Here is a 21,046-nt window from a genome sequence, read left to right as displayed (position 1 = left end):
AGCGGGCGGGATCGCGGCCGGGTGGCGGCCCCCGCCTACTTCGACGGGCGACGCAGGTACCGCGCCGCCGCGTTGAGCACCGCGTACGCGAAGAACAGCGCGAGGAGGACCTGGGCGGCCACGGGCAGTTCCGGGCCCGGGGCGGCGGCGAGGGCGGTGCTGAGCGACGTCATGCGTCGCGTGTGCCCCCGTTCCGCGCGGGAACGCGGGCCCGTCCGGGGTCCGCCCATTCGGGCGACGCCGCCCCGCCGCCGTTCGACCCCGTTCGGCACCATTCTGGGCCCTTCATTCCGCGCCCAAGGCGGTTCGAGGACTTTGGTCCTTTTTGCACCCCCGGCCGGATTCGTAGGACTGAAAACGCGATGATGGGGAAAGTGCGTCAGCAGAGCACCGGACATCACGGGGGACGTCAGGTGTACGACATGGACGGACGGTGCTAGATGGTGCTAACGGCGCGGGAAGCGACAATGACGGTGACCATCCCCTTCAGTGCCAGTGCGACGTACGACGGAGCGCCCGGCACGATCGGGGAGGCCCGCGATTTCGCCGAGGACTTCCTGGCACGGGCCGAGGCGCTGCACGGCGTACCGGTCACCCCGAGGACCTCGGGCACGGTCAAGCTGGTGGTCAGCGAGCTGGTCACCAACGCGGCGAAGTACGCGCCGGGCCCCTGTCTCCTCGACCTCTCGATCGGCAGCGACCGCACCGGCGAACCCGACCTCCAGATCACCGTCTGGGACACCGAGGACAGCATGCCGCAGCCCGGCGCACCGGACCCCGAGCGGATCGGTGGGCACGGCCTGGAACTGGTGCTGGCGCTGGTGTCGCGGTACGACATCCAGCGGATGGCCGGGGGAAAGCGGGTGCGGGTGCACCTGCCGCTGCCCTGAAACCACCGCGTAAAACTGCACAAAGCCCGACAACTCCGGCGGGAGTAAGGTAATGGAAACTTAAAGTTGATCAGTTTCCGCTTCCCGGAGGACGCCATGGGAACCCGCCGCTCCACCCTCCCCGGCATCGGCACCCAGTACGACTTCACCACCGAGGACGGCCGGCACATCTCCGTGGTCGTCCACCACGACGGCCGGCGCTTCCTCGGCTTCTACGACCGCGACGACCCCGACGCCTGCCAGCAGGCCGTCCCGCTCTCGCAGGACGAGGCCACCGCGCTCGCCCACCTCCTGGACGCCGCCCCCATCGACGCCGTGCGCACCGACGGCATCGACCTGGTCACCGAGCACATCCCGGTCACCTCCAAGTCCCCGTACGGCGGCAAGCTCCTCGGCGACACCAAGGCCCGTTCCCGTACCGGCGCCTCCATCGTGGCCGTCCTGCGCAGGGCCAGCGCCCACCCCTCCCCGGAACCGGGCTTCCGCCTGGCCATCGGCGACACCCTGGTCGCGGTCGGCACCCGCGAGGGCGTGGACGCGCTGGCGGAGATCATCGCGGGCACGCCGGCCGGCGTGGACGACTGAGCCGGACGGGACGCACACCATGCACCACACCACCGCCCTCCTGATCGAGCTCGGCGCGGTCATCCTGGCGCTCGGCATCATCGGCCGCCTCGCCGGACGCATCGGCCTCTCCCCGATCCCGCTCTACCTGATAGCCGGTCTCGCCTTCGGCCACGGCGGCCTCATACCCCTGGACGCGAGCGAGGACTTCACCGCCGTCGGCGCCGAGATCGGCGTGATCCTCCTGCTGCTGCTCCTCGGCCTCGAATACAGCGCGAGTGAGCTGGTCAGCAGCCTCAAGACCCAGTACCCCTCCGGAATCGTCGACTTCCTCCTCAACGCGGTGCCCGGCGCGGCGGCGGCCCTCGTCCTCGGCTGGGGCCCCGTCGGCGCGGTCGCGCTCGCGGGCGTCACCTGGATCTCCTCCTCGGGCGTCATCGCCAAGGTCATGACCGACCTGGGCCGCCTCGGCAACCGTGAGACCCCCGTCGTCCTCGGCGTGCTGGTGATGGAGGACCTCGCGATGGCGGTCTACCTGCCGCTGCTCACCGCCATGCTGGCGGGCGTCGGCCTGGCAGGCGGCAGCGTCACCCTGCTGATCTCCCTCGGCACGGTCGGACTCGTCCTGTACGCGGCCCTGCGCCACGGCCGCCTGATCAGCCGCGCGGTGTCCTCGGACAACCCCGAGATGCTGCTCCTGGTCGTCCTCGGCCTGACCGTCCTGGTGGCGGGCGTCGCCCAGCAGCTCCAGGTGTCGGCGGCGGTCGGGGCCTTCCTGGTCGGCATCGCACTGTCCGGCGAGGTGGCGGAGGGCGCGCACAAGCTCCTCTCCCCCCTGCGGGACCTCTTCGCCGCCGTCTTCTTCGTCTTCTTCGGCCTCTCCACGGACCCGGCGGACATCCCGCCGGTCCTGCTTCCGGCGCTGGTCCTGGCCGTCGTCACGACCCTGACGAAGATCGGCACGGGCTGGTACGCGGCCCGCCGCGCCGGCATCGGTGCGCGCGGTCGCCTGCGGGCGGGCGGAACCCTCGTCGCCCGGGGCGAGTTCTCCATCGTCATCGCGGGCCTCGCGGTGGCCACCGAGCCCCGTATCGGCCCGATCGCCACCGCCTACGTCCTGATCCTGGTCATCATCGGCCCGCTGGCGGCCCGCTGGACGGAACCCCTGGTCACGCGGATGCGGGGCGGCCGGGGCCGGAAGCAGGCCGCCGGGCCGCCGACGCTGGAGGACATGATCGCGGCGGAGTCCGGCACGCCCGCCGCCCGGTCGTAACGCGGTACCGCGCGAAGGCCGGGCCCGTACCGCCACGGCGTACGGGCCCGGCTGCCCCGCACATCAACCTCCCGGCAGGTCGGCCTCTCGGCAGGTCAACCTTCCGGCAGGGCGGCCTCTCGGCAGGTCAGCGCGGGGCGACGGCCGCCAGTTCGTCCACGGTGCCCGCCATGATCAGGCGGACGTGCTCGGTGATCAGCTCGACGGGCCAGTCCCACCAGGCGACCCCGACCAGCCGTTTGACGTCCTCGTCACTGAACCGCTTGCGGATCAGCTTCGCCGGGTTGCCGCCGACGATGCCGTAGTCCGGCACGTCGGAGGTCACGACGGAGCCGGCCGCGACGATCGCCCCGTGCCCGATCCGCACCCCGGGCATGACGGTCACGCCGTAGCCGAGCCACACGTCGTTGCCCAGGACCGTGTCGCCGCGCTGCGGCAGGTCCATCAGCAGGTCGACGTTGGGCCCCCACGCGCCGCCCAGCGTCGAGAACGGGAAGGTGGACGGGCCGTCCATGCGGTGGTTGGCGCCGCCCATGATGAACCGCACACCGGTGGCGATCGCACAGAACTTCCCGATCCGGAGACGGTCGGGGCCGTAGTGGTAGAGGACGTTCCGCGTCTCGAAGGCCGTGGGGTCGTCCGGGTCGTCGTAGTAGCTGTACTCCCCCACCTCGATCAGCTCGGACGTCACGAGGGGCTTCAGCAGGACGACGCGGGGCTGGCCGGGCATGGGGTGCAGGGTGCTCGGGTCGGTGACCGCCAACTCGGCGGCGGGCTGGGTAGGTTCACTCATGGGGTCCCCCTCGTGCTGACTGCGAATGATCACCCCGAACCTCTCATGCCCGCCGCCGGGGCCCCACACGGGCCGGTTCCCCGCCCGCCAGGTACGGTGGCCGCCGTCCAGGTCGGTCACGGTCCCGCCCCCACCTGACAGGGCTCACCCGCTGGGGCGCTTGGGACCGAAGTCCCGGAGACGGCCGGCGCGTGCGGCGAGCAGGCACAGCGGGGGCAGGACGGCCGCCGCGCAGACCACCTCCAGGGCCGTACGGGTTCCGGCGTACGTGGCGAGCGCACCCGCCATGAGCGCGCCGACGGGCTGGGCGCCCCAGGAGACGAAACGCACGGTGGCCATGACCCGGGACAGCAGCTCGGGCGGGGACTGGGTCTGGCGGTAGGTGCGGGTGGTGATCGAGCCGATGACGACGCCGAAGGCGAAGCCCGCGTTGCCGAGGGCGAACCAGTACGCGTCGGCGGCACTCGTGGTCAGCGGAATCAGCGCCGCGGCGGCGACGCCGCCCGCCAGCGTGGCCCCGACGACCCCGCGCGCGGTGCCGAACCGCCGGGTGATCCGCACCGCCACCGACGATCCGGCGAGCGCGCCGACACCGTCCATGGCGAGCACCAGGCCGAGCTGGACGGGCGTCAGACCGGCCTCGCGGACCAGATGGAGGGGGGTGAGGGCGAGCAGCGCGGCGCAGACGAAGTTGGTGGCGGTCGCCCAGAGCATGCAGGGCATCATCACCGGATGCCGCGTCACGTACCGCCAGCCCTCGCGGATCTGCCGCAGCGCGCTGTCGCCGGTACGGGGCGCGGGACGGCGCTCGGGGAGGGCGCGCAGCAGGACGGCCGAGACGACGTAGCTGACGGCATCCACCAGGAGCGCGCCGACCGGACCCGCCGCCTGCACGAGGAGACCGCCCGCGGAGGGGCCTCCGGTCTCGGTGACGGCGGCCGTGCCGGACATCAGACTGTTGCGGGCGGCGAGCTGGTGGGCCGGGACGACGGCGGGCAGGAAGGTCGAGTTCGCTATGTCGAACAGAACGGTGCAGGCACCGGTGACCAGGGCGGCGAACAGCAGATGCGGGTACGTGAGGGCATCGCACCACCAGGCCGCCGGCAAGGACCCGAGCGCGCCGAACCGGACGAGATCCAGGGCGACTTGCAGCCTGCGCAGCGGCACGCGCCCGGCGACCACCCCGGCCGGGAGGCTAAGCAGCAGCCAGGAGATCTGACCGGCGGCGGCGAGCAGGGTGACCTGGAGGGCGGAGGCGTCCAGGACGGTGAGGGCGACCAGGGGCAGGGCGAGCCCGGTGACGGCGGTGCCCGCGTGGCTGACGGTGGAGGCACACCAGAACCGCCAGAAGTGGCCGGCGGGGGCCGTCAGGGTCTCGCTCATGCCACGTCCTTCTCCGACGGAAGACGAGTGAGTCCCCTTTGGAGACTGACTCCTGCGAGTGAGTTTCTATCGGAAACTCACTCGGTGCCGCAAGATGGTTCCGACGACGAGCAATGACGAACGACGGCGCACCCGGAGACCCCGCTCGCACTCCGCACGACAGGAGACCCATGGCCAGGACCGTTCCCGAGCGGGATGCCGCCTGCGCGATCGCCCAGGCGGCCGCGGTGATCGGCGACTGGTGGAGCCTGCTCCTGGTGCGGGAGACCGCGCGCGGACACCACCGGTTCGACGCGCTCCTGGAAGAGCTGGGGATCTCCCGGAAGGTGCTGACGGAGCGCCTGGCGCAGTTGGTGGAGGCCGGGGTCCTGGAGAAGGTTCCGTACCAGCACAACCCGGTGCGCCACGAGTACCGGCTGACGGAGCGCGGACGCGGACTGCTGCCCGTGCTGCTCTCCATGCAGGACTGGGCGGACCGCTGGGTGCTCGGCGACGGCTCGCTGAGCGGCACGGCCGACGAGACGAGCGCCGAGGCGCACCGGGTGGCAAGCCTGGTGGGCGAGCGCCTGCCGCACCTGCGACTCCCCCGGCACGTGGACGGCACCCCGTCGGACCCGGTGGCGGAAGGGGCCGCGGCCACCGTCCTGTTCACCTACCCGGCGACCGGCCGCCCGAGCCCGTTGCCCGACGGCTGGGCCTCCATCCCCGGCACGGTCGGCTGCACACTGGAGAACCGGCTGTTCCGCGAGAAGTACGACGACTTCCGAGCGGCGGGAGCCCAGGTGCACGGCGTGAGCACCCAACGCCCCGACGAACAACGGGTGTTCGCGGTCGAGGAGGGCCTGCCCTTCCCCCTCCTCTCCGACGTCGACCTCCGCCTCTCAGCGGCGCTGCGCCTGCCGGTGTTCCGCGCGGGCCAGGCCCTGCGCCTGAAACGCGCCGTCCTGGTGCTGGACCGCACCCGCACGGTGCGCCACGCCCGCTTCCCGGTCCTGGACATCCCGGGCGCGGTACGCGAGGCCCTGGAAACGGCCCGGAACCTGGCCGCCGACCCCGGTCCGACCCGGTAGGCGGCATCCGACGCCCGTCCCCCGGGCGAGGTGGTGTGCGTCGCGCGAAGCGCCCCTCGCCCGTACGGAGGTCCACCGCGTGCGGCCGGGCCCGGGGCCGCCCAGGCTGGGCCGCATGGGAGAGTGCGGACAGGGACGTGCGCGCCGGGCCCGCCTGCCTGCCGGGCGGGCCCGGTACGTCGTCGGGCTGCTGCTCTGCCTGGTCCTCGCCGCCTGCGGCGGGGGCGGCGGGAGCGAGGGCCGGGCCACCGCGCCGCCCCCCGTGCCCGCGCCCCGGGCCGTGTGGCAGGACTGTCCCGTCACCGGTCAGCCCACCCGTGAGTGCGCCGTCCTCAAGGTGCCCGTCGACGCCGCCGAGCCCGGCTCCGGGGACCTCGACCTGGCCGTCTCCCGGCTGCCGGCCACCGACAAGCGGCGGCGGGTCGGCGTGCTCGTGCTGGACCCGGGCGGGCCCGGCCTCCCGGGGCTCTACACCGCCGCCGCCCTGCTGCCGCCGCAGATCCGCGCGCGGTACGACGTCGTGGGGTACGACCGGCGCGGCTCCGGCCGGAGCACGCCCGTCGACTGCGGTGAGCCCGGCGGCACGATCGGCAGGCCGGCGGACGAGGGGGAATCCGCCGATCCGGCGCGGGCCGATCCGGCGCGGGCCGATCCGGCGGCCGTCGAGCGGGACGCGAAGGCGTACGTCACCCGGTGCCGTGCGAAGTACGGAGAGCTGCTGGCACATCTGGGGACGGACGCCACCGTGGCCGACCTGGAATCGGTACGGCTGGCCCTCGGCGAGGACAAGCTGAGCCTGCTCATGGCCAGTTACGGGACCATGACCGCCCAGGCCTACCTGCGCACCCATCCCGACCGCGTCCGCGCCGCCGTCCTCGACGGCCCGGTCGATCCGGCGCAGTCCGGCGTCCGGGCGGCCCTGGCGGGTTCGGCGACCGAGGAGGAGGCCTCCGGCACCGCCGGGATGACCCCCGAGCAGAAGAGGGCCGCCCAACTCCGCGCGCGGACGGCCGGGTTCCGGGCCTGGTGCACCACCTCGGGCCCCGCCGAGTGCGCCGTCGCACCCGAACCGGACGAGGCCCTGGCCGCCGTCGCCGCGAAGGAGCCCGACGCCCTGGCCGGGGCCGCCGCCGCCGTGATGGTCGTCCCCTCCGACTGGCCGGGCTTCAGCCGGGCCCTCGACAGGGCGGCGGACGCGACGCCGGGCGACAGCGACGCGTACGCGAGTCTGCGGACGTACGCCGAGAAGGGCTTCCCGAAGGACGTCGCCGCCGCCCTGAAGGACCCGGGGGCCGGGACCGCCTTCGAACTCGGCGTCAAGTGCGCCGACTTCGGGTGGCCGAAGACCACCGCGGGGCTCCTGAAGGAGGTCGCGCGGGAGGCGAAGAGCCGGGACGCGGAAGGCAGTGCCGCTTATGACGCGGCGTTCTACGCGCCCTGCGCCGTCTGGCCGCGCGGCGGGCCCCCGCTCGGCGCGATCAGCGCGCCCCGGGCCCCGCGGCCGCTGCTCCTCAACGCCGAGAAGGACATCCGTACGCCCCTGGCCGCGGCCCGGAAGGTGGCGGAGCGGCTGCCCGCCGCGCTGCTCACGGCCGGCGGACAGCTCCACGGCCTGGCCCGGTCCGGCGATCCGTGCGTGAACACGGCGGTGGAGAGGACGCTGGTCGACGGCCGGGCGGCGAGGGACGGCACCTGTCCGGAGGACTAGGTCACGGCCCGGCGTTCAGTTGAAGCGGCGCAGGTGTTCCTCCGTGGGCCGGAAGCGTTTGGAGCAGTTGCCGCACCACCAGCGCCAGTGGTGCTCGTCGCTCTCCCGGATCTCGGCCCGGGTGTCCTTCCAGAGCAGGCCCTGACGGCAGTGGGGGCAGGTGGGAGGGATGGGGGGCGGCGAGGGGACCCCCTGGGCGGAGGCACCGGGGGCGGGGGCGTCGGTGCGTGCTGTCGTACGTGTGGACATCCCGGCAGAGTGCACCGCCGCAAGCGCGGCGTGGAGCGATTTCGTGCAGGCATCACCCCTTCGGGTAGCCGGGCGTGACCGGGCGGGGCCCCGGGCGCACAGGGGCGGGAATAGATCCCGTACCGCACCCGTTCTTGAGGTCGTTCAATATTCAACCGTCATGCGACGGAATCACACCAGGCGGGTGCCCCGATGAACGCGATGCAGTTCGGAATCTTCACCGTCGGCGACGTCACGGCCGACCCGACGACGGGCCGGACGCCGACCGAGCACGAGCGGATCAAGGCGATGGTCGCCATCGCCCAGAAGGCCGAGGAGGTCGGCCTGGACGTCTTCGCGACCGGTGAGCACCACAACCCGCCGTTCGTCCCGTCCTCCCCGACCACGATGCTCGGCCACATCGCCGCGCGCACCGAGCGCCTCATCCTCTCCACGTCCACCACCCTCATCACCACCAACGACCCGGTGAAGATCGCCGAGGACTACGCGATGCTCCAGCACCTGGCCGACGGGCGCGTCGACCTGATGATGGGGCGCGGCAACACCGGCCCGGTCTACCCGTGGTTCGGCAAGGACATCCGCCAGGGCATCGCGCTCGCCGTGGAGAACTACGCGCTCCTCCACGAGCTGTGGCGGAAGGACGTCGTGAACTGGGAGGGGAAGTTCCGCACTCCGCTGCAGTCCTTCACCTCGACCCCGCGCCCGCTGGACGGCGTCCCGCCGTTCGTCTGGCACGGCTCGATCCGCTCCCCGGAGATCGCCGAGCAGGCCGCGTACTACGGCGACGGCTTCTTCGCGAACAACATCTTCTGGCCGAAGGACCACTTCCGGAAGCTGATCAACCTCTACCGCGAGCGCTACGCGCACTACGGGCACGGCACCCCCGACCAGGCCGTGGTGGGCCTCGGCGGCCAGCTCTTCCTGCACAAGAACTCGCAGGAGGCCGTGCGGCGCTTCCGTCCGTACTTCGACAACGCCCCGGTCTACGGACACGGCCCGTCCCTGGAGGAGTTCACCTCCCAGACCCCGCTGACGGTCGGCTCGCCGCAGGAGGCCATCGAGAAGACCCTCACCTTCCGCGAGAGCTTCGGCGACTACCAGCGTCAGCTCTTCCTCATGGACCACGCGGGCCTGCCGCTGAAGACGGTTCTGGAGCAGCTCGACATCCTCGGCGAGGAGGTCGTCCCGGTCCTCCGCGAGGAGATGGAGAAGAACCGTCCGGCCGGCGTCCCGGACGCCCCGACCCACGCGGCCCGCGTGGCCCAGGCCCTCGCCGACACCACCGGCTCCGACAGCGACACGAACACCGGCTCCCACAGCGACTCCGCCCACGGCACCGAGGAGGTCTCGGCATCATGACCACGTCCCCGCACCCGGCCGCGCCCCGTCTGGTCGTCGTCTCGGCCGGCCTGAGCGTCCCCTCCTCCACCCGTCTCCTGGCGGACCGTCTGGCGGAGGCGGCGCGCACCGAACTGCCCACCGCCGCGGTGGAGTTCGTCGAGCTGCGCGAACTGGCCACCGCCATCGCGAACCACCTGGTCACGGGCTTCCCCAGCGAACCCCTGCACCGGGCGATCGAAGCGGTCTCGACGGCGGACGGCCTGATCGCCGTCACCCCGGTGTTCGCCGCCTCCTACAGCGGGCTGTTCAAGTCCTTCTTCGACCTGATCGACCCGGACGCCCTGACCGGCACCCCGGTCCTGATCGCGGCGACCGGCGGCACGGCCCGCCACTCCCTCGCCCTGGAGCACGCCGTCCGGCCCCTGTTCTCGTACCTCCACGCGCTGACCGTCCCGACCTCGGTCTTCGCCGCCTCGGAGGACTGGGGCGGGGAGGGAGACGCGTTCACGGCCCACCTCCCGGGCCGGGTCGTCCGGGCAGCCGCGGAGCTGGCCGCCCAGATGCGGATGCGGAACGCCCGCCCGGAGGCCGAGGAAGTGACCCCCTTCGCCCAGCAGCTCTCCGACCTGCGCCTCGACTGACCGTTTCACGTAGATTGACCGGAAAGAAACCGTCCTGAAGGGGAGCTCCCATGGCAGCAGGAAAGATCGTCGTCGGTGTGGACGGCTCGGACCATTCCGTGCGCGCCCTGCACTGGGCCGCCCGCCAGGCCGGCCTGGCTGGTGCGGAGCTGGTCGCGGTGACGGCCTGGGAGTACCCGGCCTGGGGCGGCCTGACCCCGGAGGCGGCCACGTACGACCCGCAGCGCGAGGCGGCGAAGGTGCTCACCGAGACCGTCGAACGGGCCCTGGGCGCGACGGCCGCCCGCCAGGTCACCCGGAAGACCCACAAGGGCAACGCGGCCGAGGCCCTGCTGCGGCAGGCGGAGGACGCCGAGCTCCTGGTGGTGGGCGCCCGCGGGTACAGCGGCCTGAAGGCGACGGTGCTGGGCTCGGTCTCCCTGCACGTGGTCCAGCACGCGCCGGTCCCGGTGACGGTGGTGCACGGGACCTGACCGCCCCGCCCCCGGCGGGAGGCGGGGCGACCGGCCGCTCACTTGCGGTTGTAGAGGCGCATCGTGGCCGACCCGAAGACCACCAGGAAGAACGCCGCCCAGCCCAGGGACCACGCGATGTCCGCCCCTGGCCAGTTCCCGGCCATCAGCTCCCGCACCGCCGTGGCGACGTGCGACACCGGACTGTTGTTGACGAACGCCTGGAGCCAGCCCGGCATCGTCCTGGGGTCGACGAAGACGTTGGACAGGAAGGTAAGCGGGAAGATCACCATCATGCTGACGCCCATCACCGACTTCTCCGAGCGCAGCATCAGCCCGAACATCGTCCAGATCCAGGAGAAGGCGAAGGAGAAGACCATCAGCAGGGCCACGCCGGCGAGCACGCCGAGGACCCCGCCCCGGGGGCGGTAACCGATGACCAGGCCGACCCCCAGGATCACCGCCGAGGCGATCAGGTAGCGCACGACGTCACCCAGCAGATAGCCGACCATCGGCGCCGGACGCCACATCGGCAGCGTGCGGAAGCGGTCGAAGACGCCCTTGGTGATGTCGGTGTTGATGGCCAGGCCCGTGTACATCGTGATCATGACGATGGACATGACCAGGACGCCGGGGAGCAGGAACTGGATGTACGAGGAGACGGAGCCCGCCAGTGCGCCGCCGAAGAGGTAGGCGTACATCAGGACCATCATGATCGGGAAGGCCGTGACGTCGAAGAGCTGTTCCGGCACGTGTTTGATCTTCAGCATGGCGCGCCAGCCGAAGGTCAGGGAGGACGTCAGCGCGCTGGGCCTCGCCGGGCGGTCCCTGGCGACCAGGAGGGCGGCCAGCTCCTCCGCGTCGGGTGCCTTGACCAGGGCGTCCAGGTCCTCGGACTTCTTGCCCGTGGGGGTGGCCGCGGCCTCCGTGCCGGTGTCGGTGGTCATGCCGTCACGCCCTTCTTGTCCGTGAGGGCCATGAAGACCTCGTCGAGGCTGGGTTGGCCGAGGGCGAAGCTGTCGACCGTGATGCCGGAGCGGGCGAGGGCCGCGAGGGCCCGGGCGGCCTGCTCGGCGGCGCCCTGGTCGGTGCCGCTGCCGTCGACGGTCGCGGTCAGCGCGACCGGGTCCGGGTCGAGCTGGACGGTCGCCCGCATGGATTCCGCGAGGATGCGCTCGGCCTCCGGGCGCTGCCCGGCGTCCCGCAGCCGCAGGTGTACGGAACCGGAGCCCACGGAGGCCTTCAGCTCGCCCTTGGTGCCCTCGGCGATGACCTTGCCGTGGTCGATGACCGCGATCCGGGAGGCGAGCTGGTCGGCCTCGTCCAGGTACTGCGTGGTGAGCAGGACCGTGGTGCCCTGCGCGACGACCGCGCGGACGATGTCCCAGACCTGGTTGCGGCTGCGCGGGTCGAGGCCCGTGGTGGGCTCGTCCAGGAAGAGCAGGTCCGGCGTGTTGAGGATGGAGGCGGCGATGTCGATGCGGCGGCGCATGCCGCCGGAGTAGTTCTTCACCTGCTTGCCCGCCGCCGCCGTCAGCCCGAAGGCCTCCAGCAACTGGCCCGCGCGGGAACGGGAGTCGGCCTTGGAGTGGCCGAGCAGGCGGGCCAGCAGGATCAGGTTCTCGGTGCCGGTGAGGTCCTCGTCCACGGACGCGTACTGCCCGGTCAGGCTGACCCGGGAGCGCACCGCGTCCGCCTCCTTGACCACGTCCCTGCCGAAGACGTGGGCCGTGCCTCCGTCCGGGCGCAGGAGGGTGGCGAGCATCTTCACCGCCGTGGTCTTGCCCGCGCCGTTGGGCCCCAGGACGCCGTAGACGGTGCCCGCGGGGACGGCGAGGTCGATGCCGTCGACGGCGCGGTTGTCGCCGAAGACCTTGACGAGGCCGTGGGTGCGGATGGCGAGGTCCGCATCCGCGCGGGACGCGGGCGCCGCGTCTGCAACTGGGTGGGTCAACTTCCCTGCTCCTTCAGCCGGTTCACACTGGTGTTCTACGGCACCCCGGAGCCGGACCGCACGCCATGCCGCCAAATGGACCGTACCTGAGGGGAGTTGAGCGTTTCTCCGCATTTTTCTTCGGGCGTTGGTCGCCGTCGTGCGTTCAGTGCGCAGCCACCGCGTCGGTGCTCGGTCCGAGCGCGGCCACCGCGCCGGTGGTTCAGCCCGAGCGCGGCCACCGTGCCGGTGGTTCAGCCCGAGCGCGGCCACCGTGCCGGTGCCTCAGTCCGTGTGCGAGTAGCAGTAGTAGTACGTGCCGATGGCGATCCCCGCGCCCACCGCGAGCCCCAGCACCGCCGAGCTCAGCACGCTGCCGTCGCCCCGGCTGGCCAGGAAGCCCATCGCCACCGCCGTCAGGACGCCGAAGCCCACCGCCCGCAGGCCCGGTGTGACCGACCGCAGCGCCTGCCAGATGCCCGCGAACAGGGCGGCGAAGAGCAGGCCGCAGACGAGGCCGAGCCAGACGTTGCCCGCGGTCAGCTCGCCGCCCCTGCGGTCGACCAGGCCGACGTACAGACCGTAGACCAGGCCGAGCGCGGCGGAGATGCCGCCGATGGCGCGCGGGGTGGCCGTGCTCCGGGTGACGCCGACGGGGAGGGGCTGGTCCGCTCTCCGTCCAGGTATCACTGCGTGTGCTCCCATGACAGCTCCGTCCCTCCGGGCCGTACTCGGTGCGTACGGCACTCGAGCCCCCGCGTTCGCCCATCCAGGTCACACCCGGTCGGCGGACGCGGCAAGTGGATCAAGGCCGCTTCCCGGAACCGCCCAGGTCACCGCTACGGCGGCGCTCCGCTCGCGCGGGCGCGCGGGCCCGGCTTGAGTGGGGGACATGCTGCTGCGCCGATTCCTGCCCGTCGCCCTGCTCGCCCTCGTGGCGCTGCTCGTGCCCCTCGGCGCGGTCGCCGTGTGGGCGCGCGCCGAGGTCCAGGACACCGGGCGGTACGTCGACACCATGGCTCCGCTGGCCGACGACCCGGACGTGCAGAAGGCCGTCGTCACCCGCCTGACCGGCGAGATCATGAGGCAGGTCGACCTCGGCCCGCTCCAGAACGGCGCGGAACGCCTGATCGGCGAGGCCGCCCGCTCCTTCACCGGCACCCAGTCGTACCGGAACGCCTGGAACACCGTCCAGCGCGTCACCCACGATGCCTTCCGCGACGCGCTCGCCGCCGAGCGGGGCAGCGGCGACCGGGTCCTGCTCGACCTCGCGCCCGTCACGGCCGAGCTGAAACAGCGGCTCACCGACGACGGGGTGCCCTTCGCGGGCCGGATTCCGGTCGTCCACACGGACCTGACGCTGGTCGAGACGGACCGACTGGACACCTGGCGGTCGGTCTACGCGTTCCTGCGCGGCGCGGCGTGGTGGGCGCCCGTGGCCGCGGGGCTGCTGGCGGTGGCGGCGGTCGCGCTGTCCGTACGGGGGCGGAGGCTGCCGGCCCTCGCGATGGCCGGCGGCGCGGTCGTCCTCGGCGCGCTGCTGCTGGCCCTGGTGCTCGCGGTGGCGCACAACCTGGTCCTGTCGCACCTGCCCGAGGACCTGAGCCGGGCGGCGGCCGAGGCCCTCTACGCCACGGCGACGGGCCGCCTGCGCACGGCCGGCTGGTGGCTGGGACTCGCCGGGCTCGCGGTCGCCCTGTCGGCGGGCGGCCTGTGGTGGGTCCGGGGGCGGAGGGTGAATTCCGGCACCCCTTCGGAGCAATGGGCTCGCGAGGACACGACGGCGCACGCAGGGTGACCCCCATGAAGATCACCCGCGCCGCTGGCGCCGCAGTCCTGGCCGCCGTCATCGCCCTGACCGTCTCCGCGTGCGGCGACGACAAGAAGTCCGCGTCGGACGCCGTCTCCAACGCCACCCAGAAGGCCGGGGAGGCCGCCGCCTCCGCCACCCAGAAGGCGGGCGAGGCCGCCACCTCCGCCACCGAGAAGGCCGGGGAGGCCGCCGACAAGGCCAAGGAGTCGTACGCGTCGGCCTCCGCGTCGGCCGACGAGAAGTTCAAGGAGGTCAAGGACGGCACCGACGCCAAGGGCGACGTGAAGGTGGGTGCGGTCAAGGCGGAGGGCGACCGCAGCACGGCCGAGGTGACGGTCGCCAACAAGGAGTCCAAGGAGCAGACCTACCTGGTCCAGGTGAACTTCCGCGACGCGGGCGGAAACCTGCTGGACGCGGTCGTCGTGAACGTCAAGGACGTGGCGGCGGGCAAGGACGGCACGGCCGTCGCCAAGAGCAACCGGTCCCTGGAGGGCGACGTCAAGGCCGAGGTGGGCAAGGCCGTGCGCCACTGAGCCGCTTCGGGGGCGGCGGGAGCACGAGTCGCGCTCCCGCCGCCCCGCCGCCAGGCTTGGTCTCAGCAGCCCCGACCCGACGGAGGAGCGAGCCCGTGAACACCCCCGCAGATTCCGGCGTCCCCGAGATCCTCGGCAGCATCGACCGCCTGGTCGCCGAGGAACAGGAGCTGCGCCGGCGTGCCACCGCCCGGGACGGGCGCCCCGGCGGCCTCTCCGACGCCGACCGCACCCGGCTCGCCGCCCTCGAAGTGCAGCTCGACCAGTGCTGGGACCTGCTGCGCCGCCGCCGCGCCCGCGCCGAGTTCGGCCAGGACCCCGGCGCGGAACAGCCCCGCCCCGCCAGCGAGGTCGAGGGCTACCTCGGCTGAACCGCCCGCCCCGGGCCCCTTTCCCGCCCCCGGTGACCAGCGCCGGACGCCCGGCCCGCGCCGCCGGGCCGGTTCACGAACCGGTCACGGTGCACGCACCTGGTTCTCACTCGTTCACCCGTTCGTGGCACCATTTGCTGCGTTCCGGGCGCTGACGGCCCCCGCCCGTACGGCCCGGCCCCGGACGCGGCCCGCACGCTCACTCCCACGCCGGCCGAGACCGCGGAGTACGGCAGCGAAGGGACCGGGTGCGCAGTGCGACAACGACCAGAGGCAGCCGCGGCGGACCGTGCCCGCACCGGAACACGCGGAACACGCAGGCGGGCCGGGACGCGTGGGCGCGCCCGCGCCGCCGTCCTCGCCCTCGCCGCCGCCCTCGCGCTCACCTCCTGCGGCGGGCCCGAGACCCCGCAGGACTCCCGTACCAGGAACCTCGCCCGGCCCGACGTGCCCGCGCCCGAGGCCCGGTGGAGCGACTGCCCGGTCACCGGCCAGCCCACCCGCGAGTGCACCACCCTCAAGGTCCCGGTCGACGCGGCCGAGCCCGGCGGCGACAAGATCGACCTCGCCGTCTCGCGCATCCCGGCCACCGACCGCAAGCGCCGCATCGGCGTGCTCGTCATGGACTCCGGCGGTCTCGGCCTCCAGGGGCTCTACACCGCGGCCAACACCCTCCCGCCGCAACTGCGCGCCCTGTTCGACGTCGTCGGCTTCGACCGGCGCGGCACCGGCCGCAGCACCCCCGTCGACTGCGGCCCCGCGCCCGGGCCGATCGCCTCACTGGGCGCCGCCGAGAAGCTCCCCACGGGCGCGGACACGGCCGCGGTCGCCGAGGCCGCGAAGAAGTACATCGCCGACTGCCGGGCCACGTACGGCGAGTTGCTCTCCCACCTCGGCACCGCCGACGTCACCGCCGACCTGGAGTCCATCCGCCTCGCCCTGCGCGAGGACAAGCTGAACCTCCTCCTCCACTCATACGGTTCCCTGCTCGGCCAGGACTACCTGGCCGCCCACCCCACCCGGGTGCGCGCCGCCGTGCTGGACTCGGCGTACGACCCGGCCCGCAGCGGCACCGAGCACGCCGTCGACGCGGCGAACAGCCCGGCGGCGGTCGGCAGCACCCAGAACCTCGCCAGGAGCACCCCGTACGCCGCCCGGCTGCGCGCCTACACGGCGGGCTTCCGCTCCTGGTGCAGCGCGGCCGGTCCCGCGGAGTGCGCGCTCTCGCCCGACCCGCAGAAGTACCTCGACCAGGTCGCCCGCAAGGCCCCCAACCTCCAGCAGGCCGCGTACGCCGTGATGGCCGACCCGGCGGACTGGCCGGGCTTCAGCCGCGCCGTGGACCTGGCGCTGGACGGCACCGAGGACCCCGAGCACCCGGCCTACTCGGAGCTGCGGGCGTACGCCGAGCAGGGCTTCCCGCAGGACGTCGCGGCGGCCGACCGGCCCGCCCCCGCCTCCTACGCCCTCACCCTGGCCAACCACTGCACCGACTTCGCCTGGCCCCGCGACACCGCGGCCCTGCTGGAGGGGCTGACGCGGACCGCGCGGGCCAAGGGCACCCCCAAGGACGCCCCGGCGCTCGGCGCCGCCTACGCACCGTGCGCCCAGTGGCCGCAGAGCCCCGGCGGCACGCTCGGCCCGCTGACCCTCAAGAAGCTCCCGCCCGCCAAGCTGAAGGCCGCCCCGCGCCCGCTGCTCGTCAACACCAACGGCGACCCCCGCACCCCGATGCAGGGCGCCTGGAAGGTCGGCACCCGCTACCCGGCGGCCCTGCTGCGCGTCGGCGGTGCGATCCACAACATGAGCCTCAAGGGCAACCCCTGTGTCACCGCGCACCTCCTGAACACGCTGGTCTCGGGGCTGCCCCCGAAGAACGCGAAGTGCCCGGCGGTGTGAACCGCCCCCGCCGGGCACGTCACTCGCGAGAGGGTCACACGCCGATGTCGCGGCCGTCCTTGCGCCAGACCGAGACGACCGCCGGGCGGACCATCCTGCCCGGGCCGTCGGGCCAGGCCGACAGGGGCTTCTCGACGGTCGCGCCGTCGAGCTCGCCCGGGTGCTGCACCGCGACCAGGACGCGGCTGTCCTGGATGAGCGGGCCGCAGGTCTCCGCGCCCCTGGGGACGGTGAGGAACTGCTTCAGTTCGCCGCGCCGCTCGCCGGCCGTCGCGACGCCGAACAGGCCGTCGTGGGAGCCGAGCTGGTTGCCGTCGGTGGAGATCCACAGGTTGCCGTGGGCGTCGAAGGCGACGTTGTCCGGGCAGGAGATCGGCGAGACCTTGTCCTTCGGGAAGCCCGCGAAGTAGGTCGCCGGGTCCTTCGGGTCGCCCGCGACCAGGAACAGCCGCCAGGCGAAGGTGGTGGCCGTCGGGTCGTTGCGGCGCTCGGCGAGTTCGAGGATCTGGCCGTGCTTGTTGAGGTTGCGCGGGTTGGCCTCGTCCGCGCCCGGCTTGCCGGGCTTGCCGCGGTCGGTGTTGTTGGTGAGCGCGACGTAGACGCGGCCCGTGCGCGGGGACGGCTCGACGTCCTCGGGGCGGTCCATCTTGGTCGCGCCGACCTTGTCGCCGGCGAGGCGCGTGAAGACGTACACCTCTTCGGCCGTCATGCCCGGGACGTGCGACTTCTTGCCCGTGGCGAGCGGGATCCAGGTGCCGGAACCGTCGAACTCGCCGTCGTTCGGCAGCTTGCCGGTGCCGTCGATCTCGGCGGCCGGGCTGTCGCCGGTGAGCTTGGCGACGTACAGCGTGCCCTCGTCGAGGAGGGTGAGGTTGTGCTCGCGGGCGGCCCGCGAGTTGCCCCTGCGCATCCGCTTGGACGACACGAACTTGTAGAGGTAGTCGAAGCGCTCGTCGTCGCCCATGTAGACGACCGGGCGGCCGTCGTCGGTCAGGCGCGGCTGCGCGGCCTCGTGCTTGAAACGGCCGAGCGCGGTGCGCTTGCGCGGCGTGGAGTCCGGGTCGTACGGGTCCAGCTCGACGACCCAGCCGTGCCGGTGGGACTCCTGGGGCTCCTGCGCGACGTCGAAGCGCTTGTCGAACCGCTCCCACTTGCGCTCGGAGGCGCCCTTCTGGATGCCGTACCGCTTGTCGGTGGGGCTCTTCGCGTGGTCGGCGTTGGCGAAGTAGCCGTTGAAGTTCTCCTCGCCGTGGAGCGTGGTGCCCCACGGGGTGGTGCCGCCCGCGCAGTTGGCGAAGGTGCCGAAGACCTTGGTGCCGGTCGGGTCGGCGGACGTACGGAGGAGCTTGGAGCCGGCGGCCGGGCCGGTGAGGCGCATCGGGGTGGTGACGGTGATCCGGCGGTTGAGGTGGTGGCGGGGGACGGCGGTGAGGCCCGCGTTCCGGCGGTTCTCCTCCACCACGACGACGCCGAGCCCGTGCGCGGCCCAGGCGATCTCGACCTGCTCGCGGGTGGGGTTCTCCGGGTCGTACCCGCGGAACATCAGGTTCTCGTCGGTGTACTCGTGGTTGGCGACCAGGATCTGGCGCTCGCGGGAGCCGAACTCGCCGCGCAACGGGAGCAGCGACAGGAAGTCGTTGTTGTACCCGAACTGGCCGGCCTGGGCCTTCGCCGTCTGGTTCTCCGGGTCGAAGGCGGGGGCGCCGCGGAGGATCGGGTCGCCCCACTTGATGACGATGTTCTGCTCGTAGCCGTCCGGGATGGTGACCTTGTCGTCCTTGTTGGGGGCGACGGGCGTGAAACGGAGGCCCTTGGCGCCCTGGGCCTTGCCGCGTCCGTTGCCGTGGCCGTTCCCGTGACCGTTGCCGTGGCTCGCCGCCTGGGCGGCCACCGCCTCCGGGGCGCCGCCGACCGCGAGGGCGCCGCCCGCCGTCGCGGCGACGGTGACGACCGCCGCGGCGCGCATCATCGACCGGCGGGACAGGGCGCCCGCGATGATGTCGCCGACGTACTCGTTGTCGCTCGTGTTCGGGACTTCCTGGAAACAGGCGTCACCGCAGCGGTAGCGGCACGTCAGGGCGGAACGTCCGCCCGCGTGCGGCGACGGGTTGAGCAGCGGCAGCAGGTTGCGCACGGGTCGGGTCCCCTCCGAGGTCATGATGGCGTACGTCTCCGGGGGTCTGGGCACGCCCGGGTCACGGCGGTGACATTAGGTGGGTTGGGGGGTGCGGGCGGTGCCCCCACGATGAACACCAGGTGAAGTCCCCCCAACCGGTCCCCTCCACCCCCGCCCCCTTCGACACCGCAGCCTCCCTGCCGCCCCCGCCCCTTCGGCGTTGCAGTCGCCCTCCCCCCGTCCCCTTCGGCGTCGCAGCCTCCGTCCATCCCCGCTCCCTTGGGCGACGGGGCCGCCCTTCCCGCTTCCCACCGCCATCGGGATGAACGCCGAACCCGCCTCCGTCGGCGAGTAGCCGAGCACGAACTGCACGTACTGGGTGACCACCGGCAGCATCCCGCCGTTGCCGACCTGCACCAGGGTCAGCGAAAGACTGCCGCCGGCGAAGTCGCGGTCCCGGAAGAGCCGCAGCGGGACCATCGGCTCGTCGACCTTCAGCTCCCAGGCGACGAAGCCCGCCAGCCCCAGCACCGCCGCCACCAGCGCGACCACGGTCGAGGTGTGCGAAAGCCCGCCCTTGGGCTGCTCGTTGATCGTCCAGACCAGCGCCACCATGCCGGCCACCGACAGCACCGCCCCGACCGGGTCCGGCTTCTTCCACGCCTCCTTCGACTCCGGCATCAGGAACAACGCGGCGAGAATCGCGACGACCGCCACCGGCACGTTGATCAGGAAGACCGCGCCCCACGAGAAGTGCGTGACCAGCAAGCCACCCAGCACCGGGCCGCCGATCAGGCCCAGCATCGAGACCGAGCCCCACACCGCCATCGCCTTGCGCAGCTCGTCTCAGCCGGGAGCAGATCGTCGCGGAGGCGGTACGGCTGCTGGACGCCGACGGCATCGAGTCCTTGAGCATGCGGAAGCTCGGCACCCGTCTGGGCGCCGGCGCGACATCCCTCTACCGGCATGTCGCCAACAAGGACGAGCTCATCGAGCTGGTCGTGGACGAGATCTACGGGGAACTCGAAGTCCCGGCGGTGACCGGGGAGCTGGGCTGGCGCGAGGCCGCGGTCCGCAGCGCGTACAGCGTGCGGGCGATGGCGATCCGCCTCCCGTGGATGGCTTCGGTACTGGGCCAGGTGGGCCTTGTCCACCTGGGGCCGAACGTGCTGCGCATGACGGAACGACTGGCCGACATCATCGCGTCGGCGGGGTTCACCGCCGAGGAGGCCGATCTCGCCCTGAGCGCGGTCTTCTCGTACGTCATCGGGTACGCGACCAGCGAGGCCGCGCAGTTGTCGTTGATCGCACGCAGTGGAATGACGGAACAGGAGTGGATGGCGAGCCTGACCGGTGTGGCCGCTGCCGCCACGGAGGAACTGCCGCGACTGCGGGAGGGACACGACAACTACCGGGGGAGGACGGCCGAGCAGATCCGGGGGGAGAAGTTCGACTACGGGCTCCAACGCGTCCTGGACGGACTGGAGTTCCGGCTCGGCACTCTCTCGACCAGCGGCGCGGAGTAGTCCGGTCCGGGCGGGCGGGGACCGTGCCGCCCCTCACACCGCGGCGAGGTGCGCCCGGGCGGCGCTGTCGGCCGCACCGCGCGTGGCGGCCTTCGCCGCGGCCTCGCCCGGGAGAGCGTCGGTCAGCGCGCCCAGGCCGTCGAGCACGTCCAGGGCCGGCACCGTGCGGACCGACGGGGAGCCGCCGTGCGCCTCCGCGCTGATCCGCTGCTTCATCGTGGGCGGCACGGAGCGCGTCGGCACCTCCGTCTGCAACCGGGACGCCGTCGGCGCCACGGCTGTCCACCCGGCCCGCCCGGCGGGGGAGTCGGCGCGCTCCGCGGCGGCGGGGGCCGGCTGCGGGGCGTCGGAGGAACGGTCGGCGGGGGCGGCGGAGGCGGACGCCGGGGCGGCGATGCCCAGCATCGCGAGGAACGCGACAATCGCGCTGATCAGTGCGGTCCACATCGTCTTCATGGCACGGCTCCTTGAAGCTGCTTCGGGTGGGTGGC

The 21,046-nt window shown here is 72.8% G+C and carries 23 protein-coding genes; 13 read left to right on the top strand and 10 right to left on the bottom strand.

Going from position 1 to position 21,046, the window contains the following annotated elements; all coding sequences use genetic code 11:
- Positions 1 to 35 precede the first annotated feature (35 nt).
- Positions 36 to 173, bottom strand: a complete 138-nt coding sequence (locus ACZ56L_RS06545; RefSeq protein WP_345221140.1) for a hypothetical protein — start codon at positions 171 to 173, stop codon at positions 36 to 38.
- A gap of 294 nt (positions 174 to 467) precedes the next feature.
- Here ACZ56L_RS06545 and ACZ56L_RS06540 point away from each other — a divergent pair, with 294 nt between their 5' ends.
- The 3 genes from ACZ56L_RS06540 to ACZ56L_RS06530 all read left to right on the top strand — a co-directional run bounded on the left by ACZ56L_RS06540 (position 468) and on the right by ACZ56L_RS06530 (position 2,727).
- Positions 468 to 890, top strand: coding sequence for an ATP-binding protein (locus ACZ56L_RS06540; RefSeq protein ID WP_345221138.1), 423 nt, complete (start codon positions 468 to 470; stop codon positions 888 to 890).
- A 96-nt stretch (positions 891 to 986) separates the two neighbouring features.
- A complete protein-coding gene (locus ACZ56L_RS06535; RefSeq protein ID WP_345226346.1) occupies positions 987 to 1,475 on the top strand; it encodes a cation:proton antiporter regulatory subunit in 489 nt (162 codons plus the stop codon).
- Positions 1,476 to 1,494: 19 nt separating this feature from the next.
- Positions 1,495 to 2,727 (top strand): cation:proton antiporter, encoded by a 1,233-nt coding sequence (locus tag ACZ56L_RS06530; RefSeq protein WP_345221136.1) that lies wholly within the window; start codon positions 1,495 to 1,497, stop codon positions 2,725 to 2,727.
- Positions 2,728 to 2,854: 127 nt separating this feature from the next.
- Here ACZ56L_RS06530 and ACZ56L_RS06525 read toward each other — a convergent pair whose 3' ends face one another.
- Both ACZ56L_RS06525 and ACZ56L_RS06520 read right to left on the bottom strand, forming a co-directional pair.
- Positions 2,855 to 3,520 (bottom strand): CatB-related O-acetyltransferase, encoded by a 666-nt coding sequence (locus ACZ56L_RS06525; protein WP_471062219.1) that lies wholly within the window; start codon positions 3,518 to 3,520, stop codon positions 2,855 to 2,857.
- 144 nt (positions 3,521 to 3,664) lie between these two features.
- Positions 3,665 to 4,903, bottom strand: coding sequence for an MFS transporter (locus ACZ56L_RS06520; protein WP_471062217.1), 1,239 nt, complete (start codon positions 4,901 to 4,903; stop codon positions 3,665 to 3,667).
- 170 nt (positions 4,904 to 5,073) lie between these two features.
- Here ACZ56L_RS06520 and ACZ56L_RS06515 point away from each other — a divergent pair, with 170 nt between their 5' ends.
- On the top strand, positions 5,074 to 5,973 hold the full coding sequence (locus ACZ56L_RS06515; protein ID WP_471062215.1) for a winged helix-turn-helix transcriptional regulator: 900 nt from the start codon (positions 5,074 to 5,076) through the stop codon (positions 5,971 to 5,973).
- 115 nt (positions 5,974 to 6,088) lie between these two features.
- The gene (locus ACZ56L_RS06510) at positions 6,089 to 7,681 is read left to right on the top strand and encodes an alpha/beta fold hydrolase (protein ID WP_471062213.1); all 1,593 of its coding nucleotides are present in this window, start codon (positions 6,089 to 6,091) and stop codon (positions 7,679 to 7,681) included.
- Positions 7,682 to 7,696: 15 nt separating this feature from the next.
- On the opposite strand, the gene ACZ56L_RS06505 is transcribed toward ACZ56L_RS06510, so the two are convergent.
- Complete coding sequence (locus ACZ56L_RS06505; protein WP_471062211.1) at positions 7,697 to 7,930, bottom strand: hypothetical protein; 234 nt, start codon at positions 7,928 to 7,930, stop codon at positions 7,697 to 7,699.
- A gap of 201 nt (positions 7,931 to 8,131) precedes the next feature.
- Here ACZ56L_RS06505 and ACZ56L_RS06500 point away from each other — a divergent pair, with 201 nt between their 5' ends.
- Genes ACZ56L_RS06500 through ACZ56L_RS06490 form a run of 3 tightly spaced genes read left to right on the top strand, consistent with a single transcriptional unit; the run spans position 8,132 to position 10,385 of the window.
- The gene (locus ACZ56L_RS06500) at positions 8,132 to 9,289 is read left to right on the top strand and encodes an LLM class flavin-dependent oxidoreductase (protein WP_471062813.1); all 1,158 of its coding nucleotides are present in this window, start codon (positions 8,132 to 8,134) and stop codon (positions 9,287 to 9,289) included.
- On the top strand, positions 9,286 to 9,912 hold the full coding sequence (locus ACZ56L_RS06495; RefSeq protein ID WP_471062209.1) for an FMN reductase: 627 nt from the start codon (positions 9,286 to 9,288) through the stop codon (positions 9,910 to 9,912). Before ACZ56L_RS06500 ends, ACZ56L_RS06495 begins: the two co-directional genes overlap by 4 nt.
- Positions 9,913 to 9,962: 50 nt before the next feature.
- Positions 9,963 to 10,385 carry a universal stress protein gene (locus tag ACZ56L_RS06490; RefSeq protein ID WP_471062207.1) on the top strand — a complete coding sequence of 141 codons (423 nt, stop codon included), beginning with the start codon at positions 9,963 to 9,965 and terminating at the stop codon, positions 10,383 to 10,385.
- 38 nt (positions 10,386 to 10,423) lie between these two features.
- Here ACZ56L_RS06490 and ACZ56L_RS06485 read toward each other — a convergent pair whose 3' ends face one another.
- The 3 genes from ACZ56L_RS06485 to ACZ56L_RS06475 all read right to left on the bottom strand — a co-directional run bounded on the left by ACZ56L_RS06485 (position 10,424) and on the right by ACZ56L_RS06475 (position 13,002).
- Positions 10,424 to 11,311, bottom strand: coding sequence for an ABC transporter permease (locus ACZ56L_RS06485; protein ID WP_471062205.1), 888 nt, complete (start codon positions 11,309 to 11,311; stop codon positions 10,424 to 10,426).
- Positions 11,308 to 12,318 (bottom strand): ATP-binding cassette domain-containing protein, encoded by a 1,011-nt coding sequence (locus tag ACZ56L_RS06480; RefSeq protein ID WP_345221116.1) that lies wholly within the window; start codon positions 12,316 to 12,318, stop codon positions 11,308 to 11,310. Before ACZ56L_RS06480 ends, ACZ56L_RS06485 begins: the two co-directional genes overlap by 4 nt.
- Positions 12,319 to 12,582: 264 nt before the next feature.
- Positions 12,583 to 13,002: a hypothetical protein gene (locus ACZ56L_RS06475; protein ID WP_471062202.1), complete on the bottom strand. Its 420-nt coding sequence runs from the start codon at positions 13,000 to 13,002 to the stop codon at positions 12,583 to 12,585.
- A 187-nt stretch (positions 13,003 to 13,189) separates the two neighbouring features.
- Between ACZ56L_RS06475 and ACZ56L_RS06470 the strand changes: the two genes are divergently transcribed.
- The 4 genes from ACZ56L_RS06470 to ACZ56L_RS06455 all read left to right on the top strand — a co-directional run bounded on the left by ACZ56L_RS06470 (position 13,190) and on the right by ACZ56L_RS06455 (position 16,913).
- Positions 13,190 to 14,095: a hypothetical protein gene (locus ACZ56L_RS06470; RefSeq protein ID WP_401754989.1), complete on the top strand. Its 906-nt coding sequence runs from the start codon at positions 13,190 to 13,192 to the stop codon at positions 14,093 to 14,095.
- Between the two features lie 5 nt (positions 14,096 to 14,100).
- Complete coding sequence (locus ACZ56L_RS06465) at positions 14,101 to 14,643, top strand: hypothetical protein (RefSeq protein WP_345221112.1); 543 nt, start codon at positions 14,101 to 14,103, stop codon at positions 14,641 to 14,643.
- Positions 14,644 to 14,738: 95 nt separating this feature from the next.
- Positions 14,739 to 15,014 carry a DUF2630 family protein gene (locus ACZ56L_RS06460; RefSeq protein ID WP_345221111.1) on the top strand — a complete coding sequence of 92 codons (276 nt, stop codon included), beginning with the start codon at positions 14,739 to 14,741 and terminating at the stop codon, positions 15,012 to 15,014.
- Between the two features lie 255 nt (positions 15,015 to 15,269).
- Positions 15,270 to 16,913 carry an alpha/beta fold hydrolase gene (locus ACZ56L_RS06455; RefSeq protein WP_471062197.1) on the top strand — a complete coding sequence of 548 codons (1,644 nt, stop codon included), beginning with the start codon at positions 15,270 to 15,272 and terminating at the stop codon, positions 16,911 to 16,913.
- 34 nt (positions 16,914 to 16,947) lie between these two features.
- On the opposite strand, the gene ACZ56L_RS06450 is transcribed toward ACZ56L_RS06455, so the two are convergent.
- Positions 16,948 to 19,047 carry a PhoX family protein gene (locus tag ACZ56L_RS06450; protein ID WP_468688515.1) on the bottom strand — a complete coding sequence of 700 codons (2,100 nt, stop codon included), beginning with the start codon at positions 19,045 to 19,047 and terminating at the stop codon, positions 16,948 to 16,950.
- A 75-nt stretch (positions 19,048 to 19,122) separates the two neighbouring features.
- Positions 19,123 to 19,851 (bottom strand): MFS transporter, encoded by a 729-nt coding sequence (locus ACZ56L_RS06445; RefSeq protein ID WP_471062194.1) that lies wholly within the window; start codon positions 19,849 to 19,851, stop codon positions 19,123 to 19,125.
- A 38-nt stretch (positions 19,852 to 19,889) separates the two neighbouring features.
- On the opposite strand from ACZ56L_RS06445, the gene ACZ56L_RS06440 reads away from it, so the two are divergent.
- Positions 19,890 to 20,555 (top strand): TetR/AcrR family transcriptional regulator C-terminal domain-containing protein, encoded by a 666-nt coding sequence (locus ACZ56L_RS06440; RefSeq protein ID WP_471062811.1) that lies wholly within the window; start codon positions 19,890 to 19,892, stop codon positions 20,553 to 20,555.
- A 33-nt stretch (positions 20,556 to 20,588) separates the two neighbouring features.
- Here the strand turns inward: ACZ56L_RS06440 and ACZ56L_RS06435 are convergent, their stop codons facing one another.
- The gene (locus tag ACZ56L_RS06435; protein WP_345221105.1) at positions 20,589 to 21,011 is read right to left on the bottom strand and encodes a DUF6344 domain-containing protein; all 423 of its coding nucleotides are present in this window, start codon (positions 21,009 to 21,011) and stop codon (positions 20,589 to 20,591) included.
- Positions 21,012 to 21,046 lie beyond the last annotated feature (35 nt).

The organism is Streptomyces sp. NPDC039736 (assembly GCF_055596485.1).
The sequence above is the reverse complement of the archived record's forward strand: the minus strand, read 5'-3'. Positions and strand labels throughout refer to the sequence as shown.